The organism is Arthrobacter sp. LAR12-1-1.1 (assembly GCF_040676555.1).
Classification (GTDB): Bacteria; Actinomycetota; Actinomycetes; order Actinomycetales; family Micrococcaceae; genus Arthrobacter.
This window is the reverse complement of the sequence record NZ_JBEGIG010000034.1, coordinates 454,851-472,361: the sequence shown is the minus strand read 5'-3', so window position 1 is coordinate 472,361 and position 17,511 is coordinate 454,851. Positions and strand designations below refer to the sequence as shown.

The 17,511-nt window shown below is 67.4% G+C and carries 18 protein-coding genes; 3 read left to right on the top strand and 15 right to left on the bottom strand.

The annotated features are described in order from the left end of the window. Positions 1–43: 43 nt before the first annotated feature. The 7 genes from MRBLAR12_RS18270 to MRBLAR12_RS18240 form a co-directional block, all read right to left on the bottom strand. A complete protein-coding gene (locus MRBLAR12_RS18270) occupies positions 44–976 on the bottom strand; it encodes an SseB family protein (RefSeq protein ID WP_229992954.1) in 933 nt (310 codons plus the stop codon). A 13-nt stretch (positions 977–989) separates the two neighbouring features. Next, positions 990–1,736 carry a bifunctional 1-(5-phosphoribosyl)-5-((5-phosphoribosylamino)methylideneamino)imidazole-4-carboxamide isomerase/phosphoribosylanthranilate isomerase PriA gene (priA, locus tag MRBLAR12_RS18265; RefSeq protein WP_229992955.1) on the bottom strand — a complete coding sequence of 249 codons (747 nt, stop codon included), beginning with the start codon at positions 1,734–1,736 and terminating at the stop codon, positions 990–992. Positions 1,737–1,779: 43 nt separating this feature from the next. Beyond that, positions 1,780–1,938 (bottom strand): hypothetical protein, encoded by a 159-nt coding sequence (locus MRBLAR12_RS18260; RefSeq protein ID WP_364747450.1) that lies wholly within the window; start codon positions 1,936–1,938, stop codon positions 1,780–1,782. After that, on the bottom strand, positions 1,939–2,688 hold the full coding sequence (gene hisH / locus MRBLAR12_RS18255) for an imidazole glycerol phosphate synthase subunit HisH (RefSeq protein WP_364747448.1): 750 nt from the start codon (positions 2,686–2,688) through the stop codon (positions 1,939–1,941). Beyond that, entirely contained in the window at positions 2,685–3,311 is a 627-nt protein-coding gene (gene hisB / locus MRBLAR12_RS18250; protein WP_091557762.1) for an imidazoleglycerol-phosphate dehydratase HisB, read from the bottom strand. Before hisB ends, hisH begins: the two co-directional genes overlap by 4 nt. Positions 3,312–3,381: 70 nt before the next feature. Beyond that, positions 3,382–4,500, bottom strand: coding sequence for a histidinol-phosphate transaminase (locus MRBLAR12_RS18245; RefSeq protein ID WP_229992957.1), 1,119 nt, complete (start codon positions 4,498–4,500; stop codon positions 3,382–3,384). An 87-nt stretch (positions 4,501–4,587) separates the two neighbouring features. Next, positions 4,588–5,016 carry a LysM peptidoglycan-binding domain-containing protein gene (locus tag MRBLAR12_RS18240; protein WP_364747446.1) on the bottom strand — a complete coding sequence of 143 codons (429 nt, stop codon included), beginning with the start codon at positions 5,014–5,016 and terminating at the stop codon, positions 4,588–4,590. A 363-nt stretch (positions 5,017–5,379) separates the two neighbouring features. On the opposite strand from MRBLAR12_RS18240, the gene lexA reads away from it, so the two are divergent. Beyond that, positions 5,380–6,129 carry a transcriptional repressor LexA gene (gene lexA, locus MRBLAR12_RS18235; RefSeq protein ID WP_229992959.1) on the top strand — a complete coding sequence of 250 codons (750 nt, stop codon included), beginning with the start codon at positions 5,380–5,382 and terminating at the stop codon, positions 6,127–6,129. Between the two features lie 58 nt (positions 6,130–6,187). Here the strand turns inward: lexA and MRBLAR12_RS18230 are convergent, their stop codons facing one another. Together MRBLAR12_RS18230 and hflX are read right to left on the bottom strand one after the other, a co-directional pair. Continuing rightward, complete coding sequence (locus tag MRBLAR12_RS18230) at positions 6,188–8,341, bottom strand: ATP-dependent DNA helicase (RefSeq protein WP_290369335.1); 2,154 nt, start codon at positions 8,339–8,341, stop codon at positions 6,188–6,190. Continuing rightward, complete coding sequence (gene hflX / locus MRBLAR12_RS18225; protein ID WP_229992960.1) at positions 8,334–9,941, bottom strand: GTPase HflX; 1,608 nt, start codon at positions 9,939–9,941, stop codon at positions 8,334–8,336. Before hflX ends, MRBLAR12_RS18230 begins: the two co-directional genes overlap by 8 nt. A gap of 555 nt (positions 9,942–10,496) precedes the next feature. Between hflX and MRBLAR12_RS18220 the strand changes: the two genes are divergently transcribed. Then, the gene (locus MRBLAR12_RS18220) at positions 10,497–11,111 is read left to right on the top strand and encodes a class I SAM-dependent methyltransferase (protein WP_364747443.1); all 615 of its coding nucleotides are present in this window, start codon (positions 10,497–10,499) and stop codon (positions 11,109–11,111) included. Here MRBLAR12_RS18220 and dapF read toward each other — a convergent pair. The 6 genes from dapF to MRBLAR12_RS18190 form a co-directional block, all read right to left on the bottom strand. Then, on the bottom strand, positions 11,092–12,045 hold the full coding sequence (gene dapF / locus MRBLAR12_RS18215) for a diaminopimelate epimerase (protein WP_229992962.1): 954 nt from the start codon (positions 12,043–12,045) through the stop codon (positions 11,092–11,094). The genes MRBLAR12_RS18220 and dapF overlap by 20 nt on opposite strands. 51 nt (positions 12,046–12,096) lie before the next feature. Further along, positions 12,097–13,002, bottom strand: coding sequence for a tRNA (adenosine(37)-N6)-dimethylallyltransferase MiaA (miaA, locus tag MRBLAR12_RS18210; protein WP_364747530.1), 906 nt, complete (start codon positions 13,000–13,002; stop codon positions 12,097–12,099). A gap of 97 nt (positions 13,003–13,099) precedes the next feature. Further along, positions 13,100–14,563 carry a tRNA (N6-isopentenyl adenosine(37)-C2)-methylthiotransferase MiaB gene (gene miaB / locus MRBLAR12_RS18205; RefSeq protein ID WP_290369336.1) on the bottom strand — a complete coding sequence of 488 codons (1,464 nt, stop codon included), beginning with the start codon at positions 14,561–14,563 and terminating at the stop codon, positions 13,100–13,102. Positions 14,564–14,771: 208 nt separating this feature from the next. Then, positions 14,772–15,284 (bottom strand): regulatory protein RecX, encoded by a 513-nt coding sequence (locus MRBLAR12_RS18200; RefSeq protein WP_229993023.1) that lies wholly within the window; start codon positions 15,282–15,284, stop codon positions 14,772–14,774. 133 nt (positions 15,285–15,417) lie between these two features. Beyond that, positions 15,418–16,470, bottom strand: a complete 1,053-nt coding sequence (recA, locus tag MRBLAR12_RS18195) for a recombinase RecA (protein WP_018774457.1) — start codon at positions 16,468–16,470, stop codon at positions 15,418–15,420. Between the two features lie 211 nt (positions 16,471–16,681). Continuing rightward, the gene (locus MRBLAR12_RS18190; RefSeq protein ID WP_026266606.1) at positions 16,682–16,918 is read right to left on the bottom strand and encodes a DUF3046 domain-containing protein; all 237 of its coding nucleotides are present in this window, start codon (positions 16,916–16,918) and stop codon (positions 16,682–16,684) included. A 41-nt stretch (positions 16,919–16,959) separates the two neighbouring features. On the opposite strand from MRBLAR12_RS18190, the gene MRBLAR12_RS18185 reads away from it, so the two are divergent. Beyond that, on the top strand, positions 16,960–17,484 hold the full coding sequence (locus MRBLAR12_RS18185) for a MarR family winged helix-turn-helix transcriptional regulator (protein WP_229992966.1): 525 nt from the start codon (positions 16,960–16,962) through the stop codon (positions 17,482–17,484). Positions 17,485–17,511 lie beyond the last annotated feature (27 nt).

Genomic DNA, 17,511 nt, shown 5'->3' with positions numbered 1-17,511 from the left:
ACTGCCACGGCAGCACCGGGAAGTCCCCCCGTTGGGCCGTCAGCTATGGTGCTGCGCGCTGCAGCTTGACCTCGATCGAATCAACCCGCTCGGCAAAGATTTCATTCCGGGCCCAGGCGTTGTTGAGGCCAGCGACGATGGACTGTACGCCGGCGGCGTCGAGCCCGTCTTCAAGGTAGAGGACCACACGGAGTTCCGGACCGGCTCCCCCACCGGGGAGCCGCCTGCCATCGGCCGTGGCCGAGGCAACTCCACCCCCAGGATGAATTTCAACACGGCGGACCGCCGGAAAGCTAACTGCGCCCTCCCCGAGGGCCCCTGCGAGGTCCGGATCGGCGTAAGACGGTGTCCAGGTCTGCTGCTGGGCGAGGGCCCAAACCGCCGGCCTGCGCACCACGAACGTCAGGTCGGAGCCGGGATCGAGCACCAGCAGCTCGGCGCCTTCCGCGACCGCGGACAGGGCGGCGCGGGCCGCGTACACGGCGACCGGCCTGGCTTCCGGGTGCCACGCCTTCAGTGCCGCCGCCGAGGTGAACACCGGCATGGCGGTCCGCCCGTCCGGAGCCTTGAGCGTCACGAGGGCCATGTCGGCCTGTTTGTCCGAGTGCAGCTGGTCCCCGTGGGGCCCGGCCGCGGCCTCGCCCTCTTCGGCGAGCTGGGCGAGGATTGGCACGAACACCCGGGCGGTGGCAAGCGCGGCCACCACGGCCGCCTCGTCGCCCGTGCCCGCGGCGAGGCCGGCCAATGCCGCCAGGTAGCCGGCGTCGGCAGTGCCGTCGTCGTCCTCGAAATTGTGGATCTTTGCGTCATCGCCGGACAGACTGCGGCCCGCCCAGGGTTGGCCGGCGGAGTCCGTGGCCCCGCCGGCGCCGGCAAGGGCGGCCGCGATGTGTCCGGGCAGATGCCGGACCGGACCGGCCCCGGTGCCCGGCTGCGCTGCGTCATGGGAGTCGTGGGGATCGTGGGTGTGCGTCATGGGCACTGACCGCCTAGCGGCGGCCGGCTGCGTCGAGGGCCTCAGGCAGGGTGAAGTTGCCGTTGTAGAGGGCCTTGCCGATGATGGCGCCTTCGACGCCGAGCGGCACCAGGGAACGCAGGACCAAGAGGTCCTCAAGGCTGGAAATGCCGCCGGAAGCGACCACCGGTTTGCCGGTCTTCTCGACCATCTGGCGCAGGAGTTCGACGTTGGGGCCCTGGAGCGTGCCGTCCTTGGTCACGTCGGTGACGACGTACCGGGCGCAGCCGGCGTCCTCGAGGCGGCCGAGCACCTCCCAGAGGTCCCCGCCTTCCTTGGTCCAGCCCCGGCCGGCGAGGGTGGTGCCGCGGACATCCAGGCCGACGGCGATCTTGTCGCCGAAGCGTTCGATCACCCGGGCCGTCCACTCCGGGTTCTCCAGTGCCGCGGTGCCCAGGTTCACGCGGGCAACGCCGAGGTCGAGGGCTTTCTCGAGGGATTCGTCGTCGCGCAGGCCGCCGGAGAGCTCCACCTTGATATCGAGCCGGCCGACGACCTCGCGCAGGAGCTCGGCGTTGGAGCCGCGCCCGAACGCGGCATCCAGGTCAACCAGATGCACCCACTCAGCCCCCTGCTGCTGCCAGTTGAGGGCGGCCTCCAGCGGGGTACCGTAGCTCGTCTCGCTGCCGGCTTCGCCCTGCACGAGCCGGACGGCCTGGCCGTTGACGACGTCGACGGCGGGCAGTAGCTCAAGTACGGGCAGCGGGGTTTCGGTGGTCATCGTGGAGTCCTCAGCTTGGGGATGGTAGTTGGGAGCGGGGCCGTCAGGCCGCCGGCAGGGTCAGGAGGTAGGCAGCCAGCAGCGACATTCCGGCCAGGATGTAGAAAACGATCTGCACCCAGAGCGGACTTTTCTGCTGCCGGAAGGAGATCGCGCCGCCAACCAGCAGGCCGGCGACGCCCATGAGCACCAGGGACCACATCTAGGCGGTCCGTTCCGGGGCTGCGGTTTGTTCCGGGGACGTGGGGCGCAGGCCCTGGACCCAGTTGCGCAGCAAGCGGGCGCCGGCGTCGCCGGACTTCTCCGGGTGGAACTGGGTGGCGCACAGCGGGCCGTTTTCCACAGCCGCGATGAACGGGGCACCGTGGTCGGACCAGGTCACCAGGGGCGCCGCCATCCTCGGCTGGATGACGTCGAAGTCCCAGTGCTGGACACCGTAGGAGTGCACGAAGTAGAAGCGCTCGCCCTCGACCCCGGCGAACAGCTTGGACCCCTCCGGGACGGAGACGGTGTTCCAGCCCATGTGGGGCACGACGTCGGCCGGCAACAGCTCCACCTTGCCAGGCCACTCCCCCATGCCCTCGGCTTCCGTGCCGTGCTCGACGCCGGCCTCGAACAGCACCTGCAGTCCGACACAGATGGCCAGCACGGGGCGGCCTCCGGCGACACGGCGGCCGATCATGCGGATGGCGTCAACGGCTTTGAGTTCGCGCATGACGGTTTCGAAGGCGCCGACACCGGGGACAACGAGGCCGTCGGCGTTGAGGACGTCTTCGGGCTTGGAGCTGAGGATGACCTCGGCGCCGGCCCGCTCAAGCGCGCGGACGGCGGACCGGACGTTCCCGGAGCCGTAGTCCAGCACCGTGACGGTGGGCTTGCCCTCCGGGGACACCGGCTTGGTCGCGGCGGCGGGGTCGATGATGGCCCCGTCGCGAAGCAGCGGGCCGGTCACAAAGCACCCTTTGTGGACGGAATGCCCTCGACGCGGGGATCCGGTTCGACGGCTGCGCGCAGCGCCCGGGCAAAGGCTTTGAACTGGGCCTCGACGATGTGGTGGGGGTCGCGCCCGGCAGTGACGTTCATGTGCAGGCAGATCCCGGCGTGCAGCGTGATCGCCTCGAAGACGTGGCGGGTCAGGGAGCCCGTAAAGTGGCCGCCGATCAGGTGGTATTCCTGGCCTGCCGGCTCACCGGCGTGGACCAGGTACGGACGGCCGGAGACGTCTACGACGGCCTGTGCGAGGGCCTCGTCCAGGGGCACGGTCGCCTCGCCGAACCGGCGAATCCCGGCCTTGTTCCCCAGGGCGGTCCGCAGAACCTCGCCGAAGGTGATGGCCACGTCCTCGACAGTGTGGTGGACATCGATGTGGGTGTCGCCGGTGGCCTTGACGGTCATGTCAATCAAGGAGTGCTTGCTGAGGGCGGTCAGCATGTGGTCGTAGAACGGGACCGACGTGCTGATGTCTGAAACGCCGGTGCCGTCCAGGTTGATCTCGACCAGGACCGAGGACTCACTGGTGGTCCGTTCCATGCGTGCGGTCCGGCCCTCGGCGGCGGTGGATCCCGTGTTGCTCATGTAGATGTGTCCTTTGGAAGAAGGCAGGGTGTTGGGCAGTCTGGCGGGGCGCTCGGGCTCCCCACCAAGTCTAGGCCTGCGGCTTTGCGGAGCCGTTCAGGATGCGTTCAAGCGCCTCAAGGAAGGCTGTGGTTTCTGTCTCAGTGCCGGCGGTCACGCGAAGGTGCCCCGGGATGCCGACGTCGCGGATCAGGACACCGGCGTCCAGCATGTCCTGCCAGACCGCGTGGGGGTTTTCCAGGCCGCCGAAGAACACGTAGTTGGAATCGGAGGCGGCCGGGCTCAGGCCCAGCCGCGTCAGTTCCGACACGATCCGGTCGCGCTGGCGCTTGATGTCCTCGACGTCGGCCATGAGCGCTCCCCGGTGGCGCAGGGCGGCCAGGGCCGCGGCCTGGGTGATGGCGGAGAGATGGTACGGGAGACGGACCAGGCGCAGGGCGTCCGCGACTTCCGGTGCGGCGGCCATGTAGCCAAGCCTTGCGCCGGCGAGGGCGAAGGCCTTGCTCATGGTGCGCGAGACGATGAGCCGCTCCCGGCCAGGCAGCAGGGTGAGCGCGCTGGGCGTGCCGTCGTGGGCGAACTCGTGGTAGGCCTCGTCAACGATCACGATGGTTTGACTGGCTTCGCCGGCGTCATAAACGGCCTCGACGACATCAAGCCCCAGCCCCGTACCGGTCGGGTTGTTCGGGGAGCACAGGAAAACAATGTTGGGCTGAAGCTCGCGCACCTGCCGGGCCGCCGATTCCGCGCTGAGCCCATAGTCCGCGGCGCGGGCACCGACGATGTACTCCGTATCCGTGCCGGAAGCCAGCAGCGGGTACATCGAATACGTCGGAGGGAACCCGAGGGCCGTCCGGCCGGGGCCGCCGAATGCCTGGAGAATTTGCTGAAGGACTTCGTTGGATCCGTTCGCGGCCCAGATATTCTCCGCGTCCAGGCCGTGGCCAAGGTATTCGGCGAGGGCCTCGCGCAATTCGGTGAACTCGCGGTCCGGATAGCGGTTCAGCCCGGCAGCGGCGGAGCTGACGGCCTCGGTGATCGCCGCGCGGACATCGGCCGGGACACCATGGGTGTTCTCGTTGACGTTGAGCAGGATGGGGACGTCCAGCTGCGGCGCACCATACGGACGCAGGCCACGCAGATTGGTTCGGAGGGGCAGTCGGTTGAGGCGCTCAAGCTGGTCAGTCACGTGACCAGTTTAAGTGGTAGCGGGACGGGCACTGAAACTGTGACGTCCGCGACTGCACTTGGGGGATGTCGCTTGGCTTGGCGGGTACTACTTGGACGGGACGAACAGCTGCTGGCCCGGCATCACACGGGCGGCGTCCAGGTTGTTCAGCTGCACGATATCGGCCACGACGTCGCGGGGATCGCGCTCCGGAGCCAACGACCCTGCAATGGCCCAGAGGGACTCCCCCGGCTGCACCGTCACGGTGACAGTCGGCGTCAGCGAGAGCTGGTCAGCGGAATCCGCTGCTTTCGCGGGAGCGTTGAGGAATCCGCTGAGCGACAGGATGAACGCCGCCAGAAGGATCAGCGGGACACCGAAGAAGACGAAGCGTCCGCGCTGGGTAAGCCGCAGCGGCGGCTGCTTCGGCCGGCGGCCGGAAACCGCGGCCCCCGCCCCGCTGCGGTTGTGATTCGTGACGCCCTGAACAAAGACGCCCTGAACAAAAGTGTCTTGAAACGCGCTTGAAGCTGACATGAACTGAGCCCTCCTGGACCATACGGTGCCGCCCGGCGTACTCCACGTACTCGCCGCCAACCGGCCGAACCTTCGAACATAGAACCGAACAGCGGATCCGAAGTGGAAACCTCGAAATCGAACACATATTCGAACCTTGCTCGTTCTGTTTTAGCACTTACTAACGAACGATGTCGAGACTCGCTAGAACAAATGTTTGAAAAAGCCCTGCGGCTGGCCTATTTTTGAGGGACAGGACAACCACTAACGAACTCCCTGTGTGAATTCGTTAGTAGTTGATCAGCAGGGTCTGACATTTCAGGCCGGAAGGTCCCGGTGACAGCAGCCACGGCAGCCGGGCGGAACGGAAAGGCGTTGGCGAACATGGCAGCACAAGCCACCGGCGGCAGGGCCACCTCACGGAGCCCGCAGCCCGCCCGGGCCCCCAAGAGCCTCACCGTCCGGCAAAAGAAAATCCTGGAGACCATCCAGCGGTCCGTCACGGACAAGGGCTACCCGCCCTCCATGCGCGAGATCGGCGACACCGTCGGCCTCGCCAGCCTGTCGAGCGTGACCCATCAGCTCTCCCAGCTTGAAAAGCTCGGCTACCTGCGGCGCGATCCGAAGCGCCCGCGGGCCATGGAAGTGCTCATGCCGCTGACCCTGGACGAGGGGACCACACCGATTTCGGGTGTCGGGAAGTCCAGCGGCCTGCGGGCCGTCGGCGGCCTCTCGGTGTCTGAGCTCGCCAGCGCCACCGACACGGCAATGGTGCCGTTCGTCGGACGCATCGCCGCCGGCGGACCCATCCTCGCGGACCAGGTAGTGGAGGACGTCATGCCGCTGCCCCGCCAGCTCGTGGGCCATGGCGAACTCTTCATGCTCAAGGTGGCTGGCGACTCGATGATTGATGCCGCGATCTGCGACGGTGACTGGGTGGTTGTCCGCCGCCAGGGTGACGCCGTGAACGGCGACATCGTTGCCGCCCTGCTGGACGACGAAGCCACGGTCAAGACATTCCGCCAGCGGGACGGCCACACCTGGCTGCTGCCGCAAAACACCCAGTACGAACCCATCCTCGGCGACCACGCCGTCATCATGGGCAAGGTCGTCTCGGTACTCCGCTCCCTCTAACCATCCCCGGCGAGGCCGCCGGCTTCAGTCCCGGCCAGCTCCCGCTTCAACGTGGGACTCAGCCGTTCGCGGAGTCCTTCGCCAGGCGCTCCAGGGCAGCCATGGCTATCGATGAATCGGTGGTGGGCCAGAACGGCGGAAGCGCGGCGCGGAGGAATCCGCCGTAGCGCTCCGTGGACAGCCGCGAATCGAGCACTGCCACCACGCCCTTGTCCGACGTCGAACGGATCAGCCGTCCGGCGCCCTGCGCGAGCCGAATGGCGGCGTGCGTGGCCGAGACGGACATGAAGCCATTGCCGCCCGCCTGGGCGACGGCCCGCGAGCGTGCCGTCATCAGCGGGTCGTCCGGCCGCGGGAAGGGAATCCGGTCTATAACCACCAGCCGGCAGGACACCCCAGGAACGTCGACGCCCTGCCAGAGGGACATTGTGCCGAACAAACAGGTGTCCGGCTCGTCGGCAAATTGCCGCACGAGCGCCGTCATGGTCGACTCCCCCTGGCACAGGATGCTGAGGCCCAGCCGGGGCCGCATGGCCTCGGCGGCTTCCTCCGCCGCGCGCCGCGAGGAAAACAGGCACAAGGCACCGCCACGGGAAGCGCGGATCAGCTTCTCCAGCTCATCCAAGGCCTCGGGGGAAGTCCCGCGGCCGGGTTTGGGCAGGTGCCGGGCGACATAGAGGATACCCTGCTTCGGATAGTCGAACGGGGACCCGACGTCGACTCCGGTCCAGCTCGGGGCGCCATTGCCAACGAGGCCGAGGCCTCCGGCTGCAGGCTCGAAGGCAGCGCCAATGGCCAGTGTGGCCGAGGTCAGGATGACGGTGTGGTCCGCGAACAAACCCTCGCGCAAACGCCCCGCGACGCTCAACGGGGCAACATTGATCAGGGCCGGCGCGCTCTCGTCCGGCTGGGAGTAGCCCTGCACCGGGTCGAAGCTGCTGTTGCGGGAGAACCACACTACTTCGCGGTTTTCGCGCGCGGCCAGGAGGCGCTCACAGAGTTCCAGGATGACCATCAGGCGTGAGCGCGCCAGCTGGCGTCCGCCGTCGGCCGTCGTGGAGCTGTCGCCCTTGGAATCGGACAGGGCGGCGCGGCACGCGTCGCGCAGCTGGTCGATGCAGTCCAACTGCCCGCTGTTCAGGCCGTTGGGCATCAGCCCGCTGGGGACCCCGTCGATGGCCAGCTCCAGGTGGGCCGCGGCATTGTTCAGCGCGTCCACGGTGATGCCCGTATGTTTCCGGGCCCCGGACGCGGCGGCGTGCACCATCGCCACGGAGAGCTGACCTGAGACCGCGCCCGTGACGCGGTCCTGAAGTTCGTGCGCCTCGTCCACCACCACGACGTCGTACTCGGGCAGCACCGCCAGACCCTCGAAGGCGCTGACGGCGAGCATGGCGTGGTTGGTGACCACGACGTCGGCGTCGGCGGCGTTCTGCCGTGCCAGCTCGCTGAAACATTCGGCCGCGAGCGGGCACTTCTGCGCGCCGAGGCACTCCATGGAGGTAACCGAGACCTGGCGCCAGGCCCGGTCCGTGACGCCGGGCATGAGCTCGTCGCGGTCCCCCGTCGCGGTCTCCTCGGCCCATTCGCGGAGGCGGACGACTTCCTTGCCCAGCTGGGAGGACGGCCCGCCAAGCGCGGCAGCGAAATGCGGCACGCTCGTGTCCTCGCCAAGGGAAAACAGCTGTCCCTCGGAAGGTTCTTCGGACGGGAAACCGCCCTCGAGTTTGTGCCTGCACACGTAGTTGGACCGGCCTTTCACCAGGGCGACCTTGACGGGCCGTTCCAAGGCAGGGGTGATGGTCTTGAGCAGCCTGGGCAGGTCCCGGCCCACGATCTGCGTCTGCAGCGCCAAGGTTGCGGTGGACACCAGGGTGGGCTTGTTGCTGGTCAGCGAATGGGCGATCAGCGGAATCAGGTAAGCCAGCGATTTGCCGGTGCCGGTGCCGGCCTGGACCAGCAGGTGGTCGCCGCTGTCTATCGCGCGCGCCACCTGCCGGGCCATTTCGTGCTGGCCATCGCGGCTCTGGCCGCCCATGCCGGACACGGCACGGTCGAGAAGTTTCACCACGAACTCCTCGCCGGCCGCACCGGCAACCGAATCGGCGTCTGCAGTTCCCGCGTCCGCGGGTTCAGCGTCGGCCAATTCAACGTCCGCAGGATCAACGTCCGAAGGTTCGGCCTCAGCCCTGGTCACCGCTGCCTCAGTCATTGCTGATGAAGGGATCCAGTTCAGCGGCGAGTCCTTCACGCACCATCACCACGGCACGGGTTCCGGTTTCCTCATGGTCAAGGCTGAGGATCTCGGCGTCGGTCTCGTGGAGCTTGCTGAGCAGGTCCCCGCGGTTGTACGGGATCAGCAGTTCCAGCTTCACGCTCGGCCGAGGAATGCCGTCGCTGATGGCCTTGAGCAGCTCCGGAATGCCTTCACCGGTGCGGGCCGAGACCACCACGTGCCGCGGCTCCCGCTGCTTGAGCCGCTCCACCACGAACGGGTCTGCGGCGTCGGCCTTGTTCAGGACAATGATTTCCGGAACCTTGCGCGCGTCGACTTCGCTGAAGACCGTACGGACAGCGGCGATCTGGCCTTCGGGGTCCGGGTGCGAGACGTCCACGACGTGCAGGATCAGGTCCGAGTCGGCCACCTCTTCCAGCGTGGAGCGGAATGCTTCCACGAGCTGGGTGGGCAGGGACCGGACAAATCCCACGGTGTCCGCCAGGGTGTACCCCAGCCCGTCAGCGGTTTCGGCCTTGCGGACGGTCGGATCCAGGGTGGCGAACAGGGCGTTTTCCACCAGGACCCCGGCGTCGGTGAGCCGGTTCAGCAGCGAGGACTTCCCGGCGTTGGTGTATCCGGCGATCGCCACCGAGGGCACCGCATTACGACGGCGGTTGGCCCGCTTCGTTTCCCGGGCAGGCTTCATGGCGGCGATTTCGCGGCGCAGCTTGGCCATCCGGGTGCGGATGCGGCGGCGGTCCAGTTCGATCTTGGTTTCACCGGGACCACGCGAGCCCATGCCGGCGCCGGCGCCGCCCACCTGGCCACCGGCCTGGCGGGACATCGACTCGCCCCAGCCACGCAGGCGCGGCAGCAGGTATTCCAGCTGGGCCAGTTCCACCTGCGCCTTGCCTTCACGGCTCTTCGCGTGCTGCGCGAAGATGTCCAGGATCAGGGCCGTGCGGTCAATGACCTTGACCTTGACGATGTCCTCCAGTCCGCGCCGCTGGGACGGGGCCAGTTCGGCGTCGACCACTACGGTGTCGGCGCCGGTGGACATCACGATGGCTTTCAGTTCCTGCGCCTTGCCGGAGCCGAGGAAGGTTCCGGGATCCGGCTTGGCCCGCCGCTGGACGAGCCCGTCGAGGACCTCGGAGCCTGCTGTCTCAGCGAGGGCCGCAAGTTCGCGCAGGGAGTTCTCGGCATCCGCGAGGGTGCCTTCGGTCCAGAGGCCGGCCAGGACGACGCGTTCAAGGCGCAGCTGCCGGTATTCGACCTCGGTGACGTCTTCGAGTTCGGTGGACAGGCCAGCCTTGCGGCGCAGCGCGTGGCGTTCCTCAAGATCCTGCTGGTCGCCGTCGAAGTTGGTGTACACCTCGTCCAGGCGGGAGATGGCCTGTGCCTTGCCGAGCACCGACGTCGGGCCGCCGGCCGCACCGGCGCCTCCGTTGGTGCCGGCTCCGGAGCCGCCGCCACGGCCTGCGCCCGGGGCGGGGGTGTCCTTGGAAAGGATCCGGTCGATTACAGCCTGGATCTCCTCAGGACTCATGTCCTGGGCTGCTGAATCGGGTCCGGTGTTGGGGTGGCTGGTCATGGTCTCCTTCAAGGGTTCGGCACTTTCAGAATAGTGCCGATTGTTACTCTGTGGGGCGGTATTCGCGCTGGGCTGACGGCGGGGGGTCATGCAGGCCTCCTGGAATGCCCGCGGCAACGGTGCCGGGGCAGGGCTGGCTCCGTCCGGAGCGGTGGCTGGGTGAAGGTAGAGGCGGCAAATGCGCCTGGCTGTGGGGACCACTGGCTGGGGGAAACGCTGCCTGTGGAAACACAGTGAGGTAGGTGCCGTCCGCCGAGCCGGGCCCGGGAGCGGGCCAAGCAGCACGGTGCCAGCAAAACACGGTGCTGGAAAACAAGGTGCTCAGGAAAGCGGCTGGATTCCAAGTGGTGCGGGCGCCCGCGGGTGAGAAGACTCACCCTTGCGATGGCGCACTCAGCGGAAGGCGTTTACCTGCGTCGCTACAGAGTCGCTACAAGACGGGACAAGACCCGTGCCGGCTACTTGGAGATCAAGATCATGTTTTTTAGCCTAGCAGACGCCAACGCTCCCTCCCGGTTTCCCATTGGGCCGGGCCGCCAACTAATCTGGCCCATTATGGAGTCTGCACACTATTTCAGCGCCCAGCCGGCCGGGCCCTTCACCCGCAAACCGCTCACCGTGGATCTTGCCGGTGAGACGCGCCGGCTGCAGACGTCCTCAGGGATCTTCAGCCCGGACGGGATCGACAAGGGAACGGCCGTGCTGCTCGCCGACGTCCCGGCTCCGGCGCCGCAGGGCAACCTGCTGGATATCGGCTGCGGCTGGGGGCCGATCGCCCTGACCATGGCCCTGCGGGCGCCGCACGCACACGTCTACGCAGTGGACGTGAACGAACGCTGCGTGACCCTCACCAACGAAAACGCCGGGCTGTTGGGGCTGAGCAACGTCACCGCCAGCACGCCGGAAGCCGTGGACCCCGAAGTGCGCTTTGACACGATCTGGTCCAACCCGCCGATCCGGATCGGCAAGGATGAGCTTCATGCCCTCCTGCGCCTGTGGATTCCCAGGCTGGCACCCGGTGGATCGGCCTGGCTCGTGGTCCAGAAGAACCTCGGTTCGGACTCGCTGCAGCGCTGGCTGGCGGCTGAGCTCGACTCCAGCTTCAACGTGACCCGGGAGAGCACGTCGAAGTCATTCCGGATCCTTCGGGTCAGGAAAGCGTCCCGCTAGCGACGATCACGGCCGGGCCGCTGAGTTCGACGTGTTCGTGCCCCTCCGGGCCCAGGAAGAATTTCACGCCGACGACGCCGCCGGGAACGTGGACGTTCCACGCGTCCGGTGCGCCCTGGCCGGCCCAGTGGCGAATCGCGACGGCGGCGGCGCAGGCGCCGGTGCCGCATGACTGGGTCTCCCCCACTCCCCGCTCGTGGACACGCATGGTGATGGTGCCGGTGCCGTCGTGGACCAGCGGTTCGGACGGAACAACGAATTCGACGTTGGTGCCGTGCGGCGGAGTCGGGTCCACCCGGGGGGCCGTGAACAGCTGTGTGGCCTCGAGTTCGGCCGTTTCGGCCAGGGCCACCACTGTGTGCGGGTTGCCCATGCTGACGGAAAGGGCCGGACGTGCGACTTCGAGCCCCTCGGCGCTGACGAGCGAATCCATGGCCCGTGCGGTCGCCTCGCCCGGGAAAATGAACTCCCAGGGGCCCATGTCCACGGCGTAGCCCGCAGCGGTCCGGACGATTGTCTTGGCCCCGCCCCGGGTTCCAATGACGAGGGACTCGCCGGCGGGAAGGTCCACGAGGCCTTCGGCGATGAGGAAGTGCACGAAGACGCGGACTCCGTTGCCGCACATCTCGGACAGCGAACCGTCGCCGTTGCGGTAGTCCATGAACCACTCGGCGTCCGGGTGCGCGGTCAACAGTTCCTGCCCCTCGGGCAGGAGCCTGGAAGGTACGGCGCGGATCAGGCCGTCGCCGCCGATGCCGCGGTGCCGGTCGCAGAGCGCCGCGACGTGCTCTGGGCTGAGCGAGAGTGTGCCGTTGGGGTCGGCGATCAGGACAAAATCATTGCCCGTTCCGTGGCCTTTGGAAAACTTCAGACCGCTGAGGGGTGCGGTATCGCCGGCAGTACGGTCAGCGGCTACGGCTTGGGATTCGTCCATGGTCCAAGGTTACCGTTCCGCCCTGACCGCTCCGGCACCGAGACCCGAACGCTACGCCGGCGGCAGGACGGGCGTCGCCCGGCACAGCGCGGCGGCCTCGGCCACCAGGTCAGGATCGTGCCAGCCCAGCCAGGTGACCCGGGGATCCGCGCGGAACCAGGTCAGCTGGCGGCGCGCGAACTGCCGGGTGGCGATGATTGTTTCGTCCACGGCCCGCTCCAGGCTGGAGTCACCGTCGAGGACCCTGAGGAACTGGGCATAGCCGAGGGCTCGTGGCGCGGTCTTGCCGTTGCGCAGGCCTGCGGCGTCCAGCCGGCGGACTTCGTCCAGCAGCCCCTGGTCCACCATCGCGTGGACGCGGCGGGCCAGGCGCTCCCGGAGCAGTTCCCGGTCAACGTCGAGGCCGATCTGGATGGCAGGCTGGAAGTACTCGCGGTCCGGCATGAAGGAGCTGAACGGGCGGCCGGTGAGTTCGAAGACCTCCAGGGCGCGGATGATTCTGCGGTCGTCGCCCAGCCTGCCCGCAGACACGGGGTCCACGGCCTCCAGACGTTCCCGCAGCGGCGCGGGTCCCGCCGTGGCCAGTTCCATCTCGAGCCGGCGTCGGATGTCCGGATCCGTGCCGGGGAATTCCAGAACATCGAGCGCGGCGCGGACGTACAGTCCCGAGCCGCCGGCCAGGATGGCCCGTTTTCCCCCGCCGTGGATGTCGTCGATTAAGGCACGGGCCTGCTGTTGGAAGTCCGAGACGGACGCTTCCTCGGTCACGTCCAGAATGTCCAGGAGGTGATGGGGCACGCCCCGGCGTTCGGCGTCGGTGATCTTGGCGGTGCCGATATCCATGCCACGGTAGAACTGCATCGAGTCGGCGTTGATGACTTCCCCGTCGAGCTCGAGGGCAAGGGCGACGGCCAGGTCTGATTTGCCGGAGCCCGTGGGGCCGACGACGGCGATCACCGGCGGCGCAGCCGGCCGTGCAGCCTGTTGCGGCGCCGTGGCCTCCGCGGTGGCCGCCGCGGTGGCCTGGGTGGTGCCCTGCGGGCCCGGCACGGCGCTAACGGCCGCGGACCGGGAGGCTGGGCATGCCCAGCGACACGCCGGAGGTACCCTTCGCGCTGGCCGGAGCCGGGGCGCCGCAGGAATCGGCTTGGGAACGGTCCCAGGCGTCACCGGCACGGGACCGGCGCAGGCTGTAGTCCTCCGCCGAGGCAGGATCGGAGATGAGGTGGAACGCCGCCGCCTCCGTGATGGTGACCGTCACCAGGTCGCCGGGCCGGGGCACCTCGGCGCCGTCGGGCACGGAGAAGTGCACCAGCCGCTGGTCCTGGGACCGGCCGGAGAGCCGGTGGGTTTCCTGAGCCTTACGGCCCGACTGGGCTGTCACCATGACCTCGACGCGGCGGCCAAGCTGCCGGGCGTTTTCCTCTGCGGCAATGCGGTCCTGCAGGGCCGTGAGGCGCTCAAAGCGTTCCTGGACCACGGCCTTGGGCAGCTGGTCCGGGAGGTCCGCGGCAGGTGTGCCTGGCCGCTTGGAGTACTGGAAGGTGAAGGCGGTGGCGAACCGGGACTTCTCCACGACATCGAGCGTGGCCTGGAAGTCCTCCTCCGTCTCGCCGGGGAACCCGACGATGATGTCCGTGGAGATGGCGGCGTGCGGGATCTTCTCGCGGACCTTGTCCAGGATGCCGAGGAACTTGGTGGAGCGGTAGGACCGCTTCATATCCTTGAGGACCTTGTCCGAGCCGGACTGCAGGGGCATGTGCAGCTGCGGCATGACGTTGGGGGTCTCGGCCATGGCGTCGATTACGTCGTCGGTAAAGGCGGCCGGGTGCGGACTGGTGAAACGGACGCGCTCCAGGCCCGGGATGTCACCGCACGCGCGCAGGAGCTTGGAGAAGGCCTGCCGGTCGCCGAATTCGACGCCGTAGGAATTCACGTTTTGGCCCAGCAGTGTCACTTCGATGGCGCCGTCGTCCACGAGCGCCTGGATTTCGGCCAGGATCTCACCGGGGCGACGGTCCTTTTCCTTGCCCCGCAGCGCCGGGACGATGCAGAAGGTGCACGTGTTGTTGCAGCCTACGGAGATCGATACCCAGCCCGAATAGACGGAGTCCCGCTTGGTGGGGAGAGTCGAGGGAAAGACATCCAGCGATTCGAGGATCTCCAGCTGGGCCTCGTTGTTGTGGCGGGCCCGGTCCAGCAGCGCCGGCAGGGCACCGACGTTGTGGGTCCCGAACACGGCGTCCACCCATGGCGCCTTCTTGAGGATGGTCTCCCGGTCCTTCTGGGCGAGACATCCGCCGACGGCGATCTGCATTCCCGGGTTGGCTGCCTTGACCGGGGCGAGGATGCCGAGGTTGCCGTACAGCTTGTTGTCGGCATTCTCCCGGACCGCGCAGGTGTTGAAGACCACGACGTCGGCCAGCTCGCCGGCGGACGGAACGTAGCCTGCGGCTTCGAGCATGCCGGCCATCCGCTCGGAATCGTGCACGTTCATCTGGCAGCCGAAGGTGCGCACCTGGTAAGTGCGGGGCTGGGCCGGTCCGGAACTTTCCGTTGCGGCAGCCGGGTCTGCATCGAATGTCGCAGGCGCCGCTGGCGGCACTGCCGGAGGCGTTGTTGGAGAAGTCGTGCTGGCCGCTGGGGAAGGAATGGTAAAACTCACTTGTTAAGGGTAACGGGTAAGGGGCGGTGGCCAGGCCTGCGCAGACCCCGGACCGGTGGCCCTAATCCCCGCCCCTGGCACGGGCGGTAACGGCGTCGAGCACCTCGCCCACAATCCGGAAGGCAAGCGAAGGCTGGTATCCCTTGCGGGCGAGCATCGACGCGAGGCGGCGCGTGATCTTGTCGCGCTCCGCACGGTCCTCACCGCCGGTGAATCCCCGCAGTTTGCGCTCCACGAGCTCACGGGCCGCCGATTCTTCGTCGGCGTCGCTGAGCTGATCCAGCGCGCCGGCGGCAATCTCCGGGTCGATGCCCTTGTCCGCCAGTTCGCGCCGCAAGGCCCCCTTGGCGAGCTTGCGCGTTTGGGACCTGCTGCGGACCCACATGTCGGCAAACTCGGCGTCGTCAACCAGCCGTACTTCCTCGAAGCGGTCCAGCACGGCCTCGGCGACGTCCTCGGGAACGTTGCGCTCGGCCAGCTTGCGCGAGAGCTGCAGCCGGCTCTTGGGCGAATTCGTCAGCTGCCGCAGCACGATGGCGCGAGCGACCGCTGCGGGGTCCGCGTCCGGATCCAGTTCCGCAGACGGTGCATTTGAGCCGGACGACCTGCGGAACCCACGGGAACCGTGGGAATCGGCATGCGGGTCGGCAGCGCCGTCCGGGTCAGGGTTCCTCTGACGGAACCCTGACCCACGGTTCGCTCCTGCGTTAGAAGCCGTCAACGGCCTTCAGCTTCGGCGACTCTTCGGTTTCGGCCGGGGCCTTCACGCCGACGCCGAGCTTTTCCTTGATCAGGCGTTCGAGTTCGGCCGCCAGTTCCGGGTTGTCGCGCAGGAAGCGGCGGGAGTTCTCCATGCCCTGGCCCAGCTGGTCGCCGTCGTAGGTGAACCAGGAGCCCGACTTCTTGATCAGGCCGTGCTCAACGCCCATGTCGATAATGCCGCCCTCGCGGGAAATGCCCTGGCCGTAAATGATGTCGAACTCGGCGATCTTGAAGGGCGGGGCCATCTTGTTCTTGACGATTTTGGCCTTGGTGCGGTTACCGACTGAATCCGCGCCCTCTTTCAGGGTCTGGATCCGGCGGACGTCGATGCGGATGGAGGCGTAGAACTTCAGCGCCTTACCACCGGTGGTGGTTTCCGGGGAGCCGAAGAAGACACCGATCTTTTCGCGCAGCTGGTTGATGAAGATGGCCGTGGTTTTCGTCTGGCTCAGGCGGCCGGTGATTTTCCGGAGGGCCTGGCTCATCAGGCGGGCCTGCAGGCCCACGTGGCTGTCTCCCATGTCGCCTTCGATTTCCGCGCGGGGAACGAGGGCGGCCACCGAGTCAATGACGATGACATCAAGGGAACCGGAACCGATGAGCATGTCCATGATTTCCAGTGCCTGCTCGCCGGTGTCCGGCTGGGAGACCAGAAGCGCGTCGGTGTCGACGCCCAGCTTCGCGGCGTATTCCGGATCGAGGGCGTGTTCGGCGTCGATGAAGGCGGCGATGCCACCCTGGCGCTGGGCGTTGGCTACCGCGTGCAACGCAACCGTGGTCTTACCGGACGATTCCGGACCGTAAATTTCCACGACGCGGCCGCGGGGCAGGCCGCCAATTCCCAGGGCGACGTCCAATGCGATGGAGCCGGTCGGGATGACTTCGATGGGCGCACGGACTTCATCGCCGAGGCGCATGACCGAGCCTTTGCCGAACTGCTTGTCAATCTGGGCAAGCGCTGCGTCGAGCGCCTTCTGGCGATCCGGGGCTGCGGCCATGATTCACACCTCTAATACTTTCTCGCTGTGGAGTGGCCCTGTGGGCCCTTCGTCTGTCATCACTGACGCTACTGGCACCCTCCGACAAAGTTGTCGAGGCACCCACTTATGTGGAAAACGCTCTGAAAAAAAGCATATCGCTATCCGAACAGATATTCGAACAAGCGGGCGGCGTGTCAGGCGTCGGCCCACGCCAGCGGCGTGTCGGCCGTCAGCGCGGTCCGGTGGTGTCGCGGGGTTTGACGTCCCGGCCCAGGCGGCGCTCCGGCGGGACGTCCTGGACGTCGCACAGGGCAAGCCACACCTGGCGGGGAGGAACGCCGGCACTGAGGGCCTGGTCCGCTGTGCGTCCGCCGACCCCAGCCAGGACCAGCGAGCTGCTCAGGACACGGGAGTACCCGGCCCCGAACTCGTCGTCCATAAGCCGCCAAAAGTCACTGATTCGCACGGGTAAAGTCTCTCACGGCCCAGGACTCTAGAATGGTTGCCATGAGCAACCCAACTGAGTCCGCGGGAGATTCCTCTCCCGGAAACGCCGGCACGGACGCCGCACTGGACGCCGTCGAGAACCAGCTGAGTCTGCTCTGGCGCCGGGGCCGGTCGATTTCCCACCAGCTCTCGCGCCAGGTCCACCCGGACATGGAACCGGCCGCCTACGGGCTGCTCAGCGTGATCCGCAAGCAGGGCCCCATCAGGCTGACTGACCTCGCATCCTGCATCGGCGTCGGCAAGCCTTCGGTGAGCCGGCAGATCGCCTTCCTCGAGGGCCTCGGCCTGGTGTCGAAGGAGGCGGACCCCCTGGACGGCCGGGCGCAGTCCATCCGTCTGACGCCTGAAGGCGAGGAAAGGATGCACCAGGTCCAGGACGCCCGCCGTGAGGTGTTTCGGGAACGTCTGGCAGAGTGGCCGGCCGAGGACCTGCAGGCCCTTGCCATGTATATGGCGAAACTCAATGCCACCTACGAACGCGACGGGTTCCCCCGGGACGAACACATCAAAGGACCCCCGGCCTGAGCCGGAGGTCCTTTTCTTGCGTCTTGG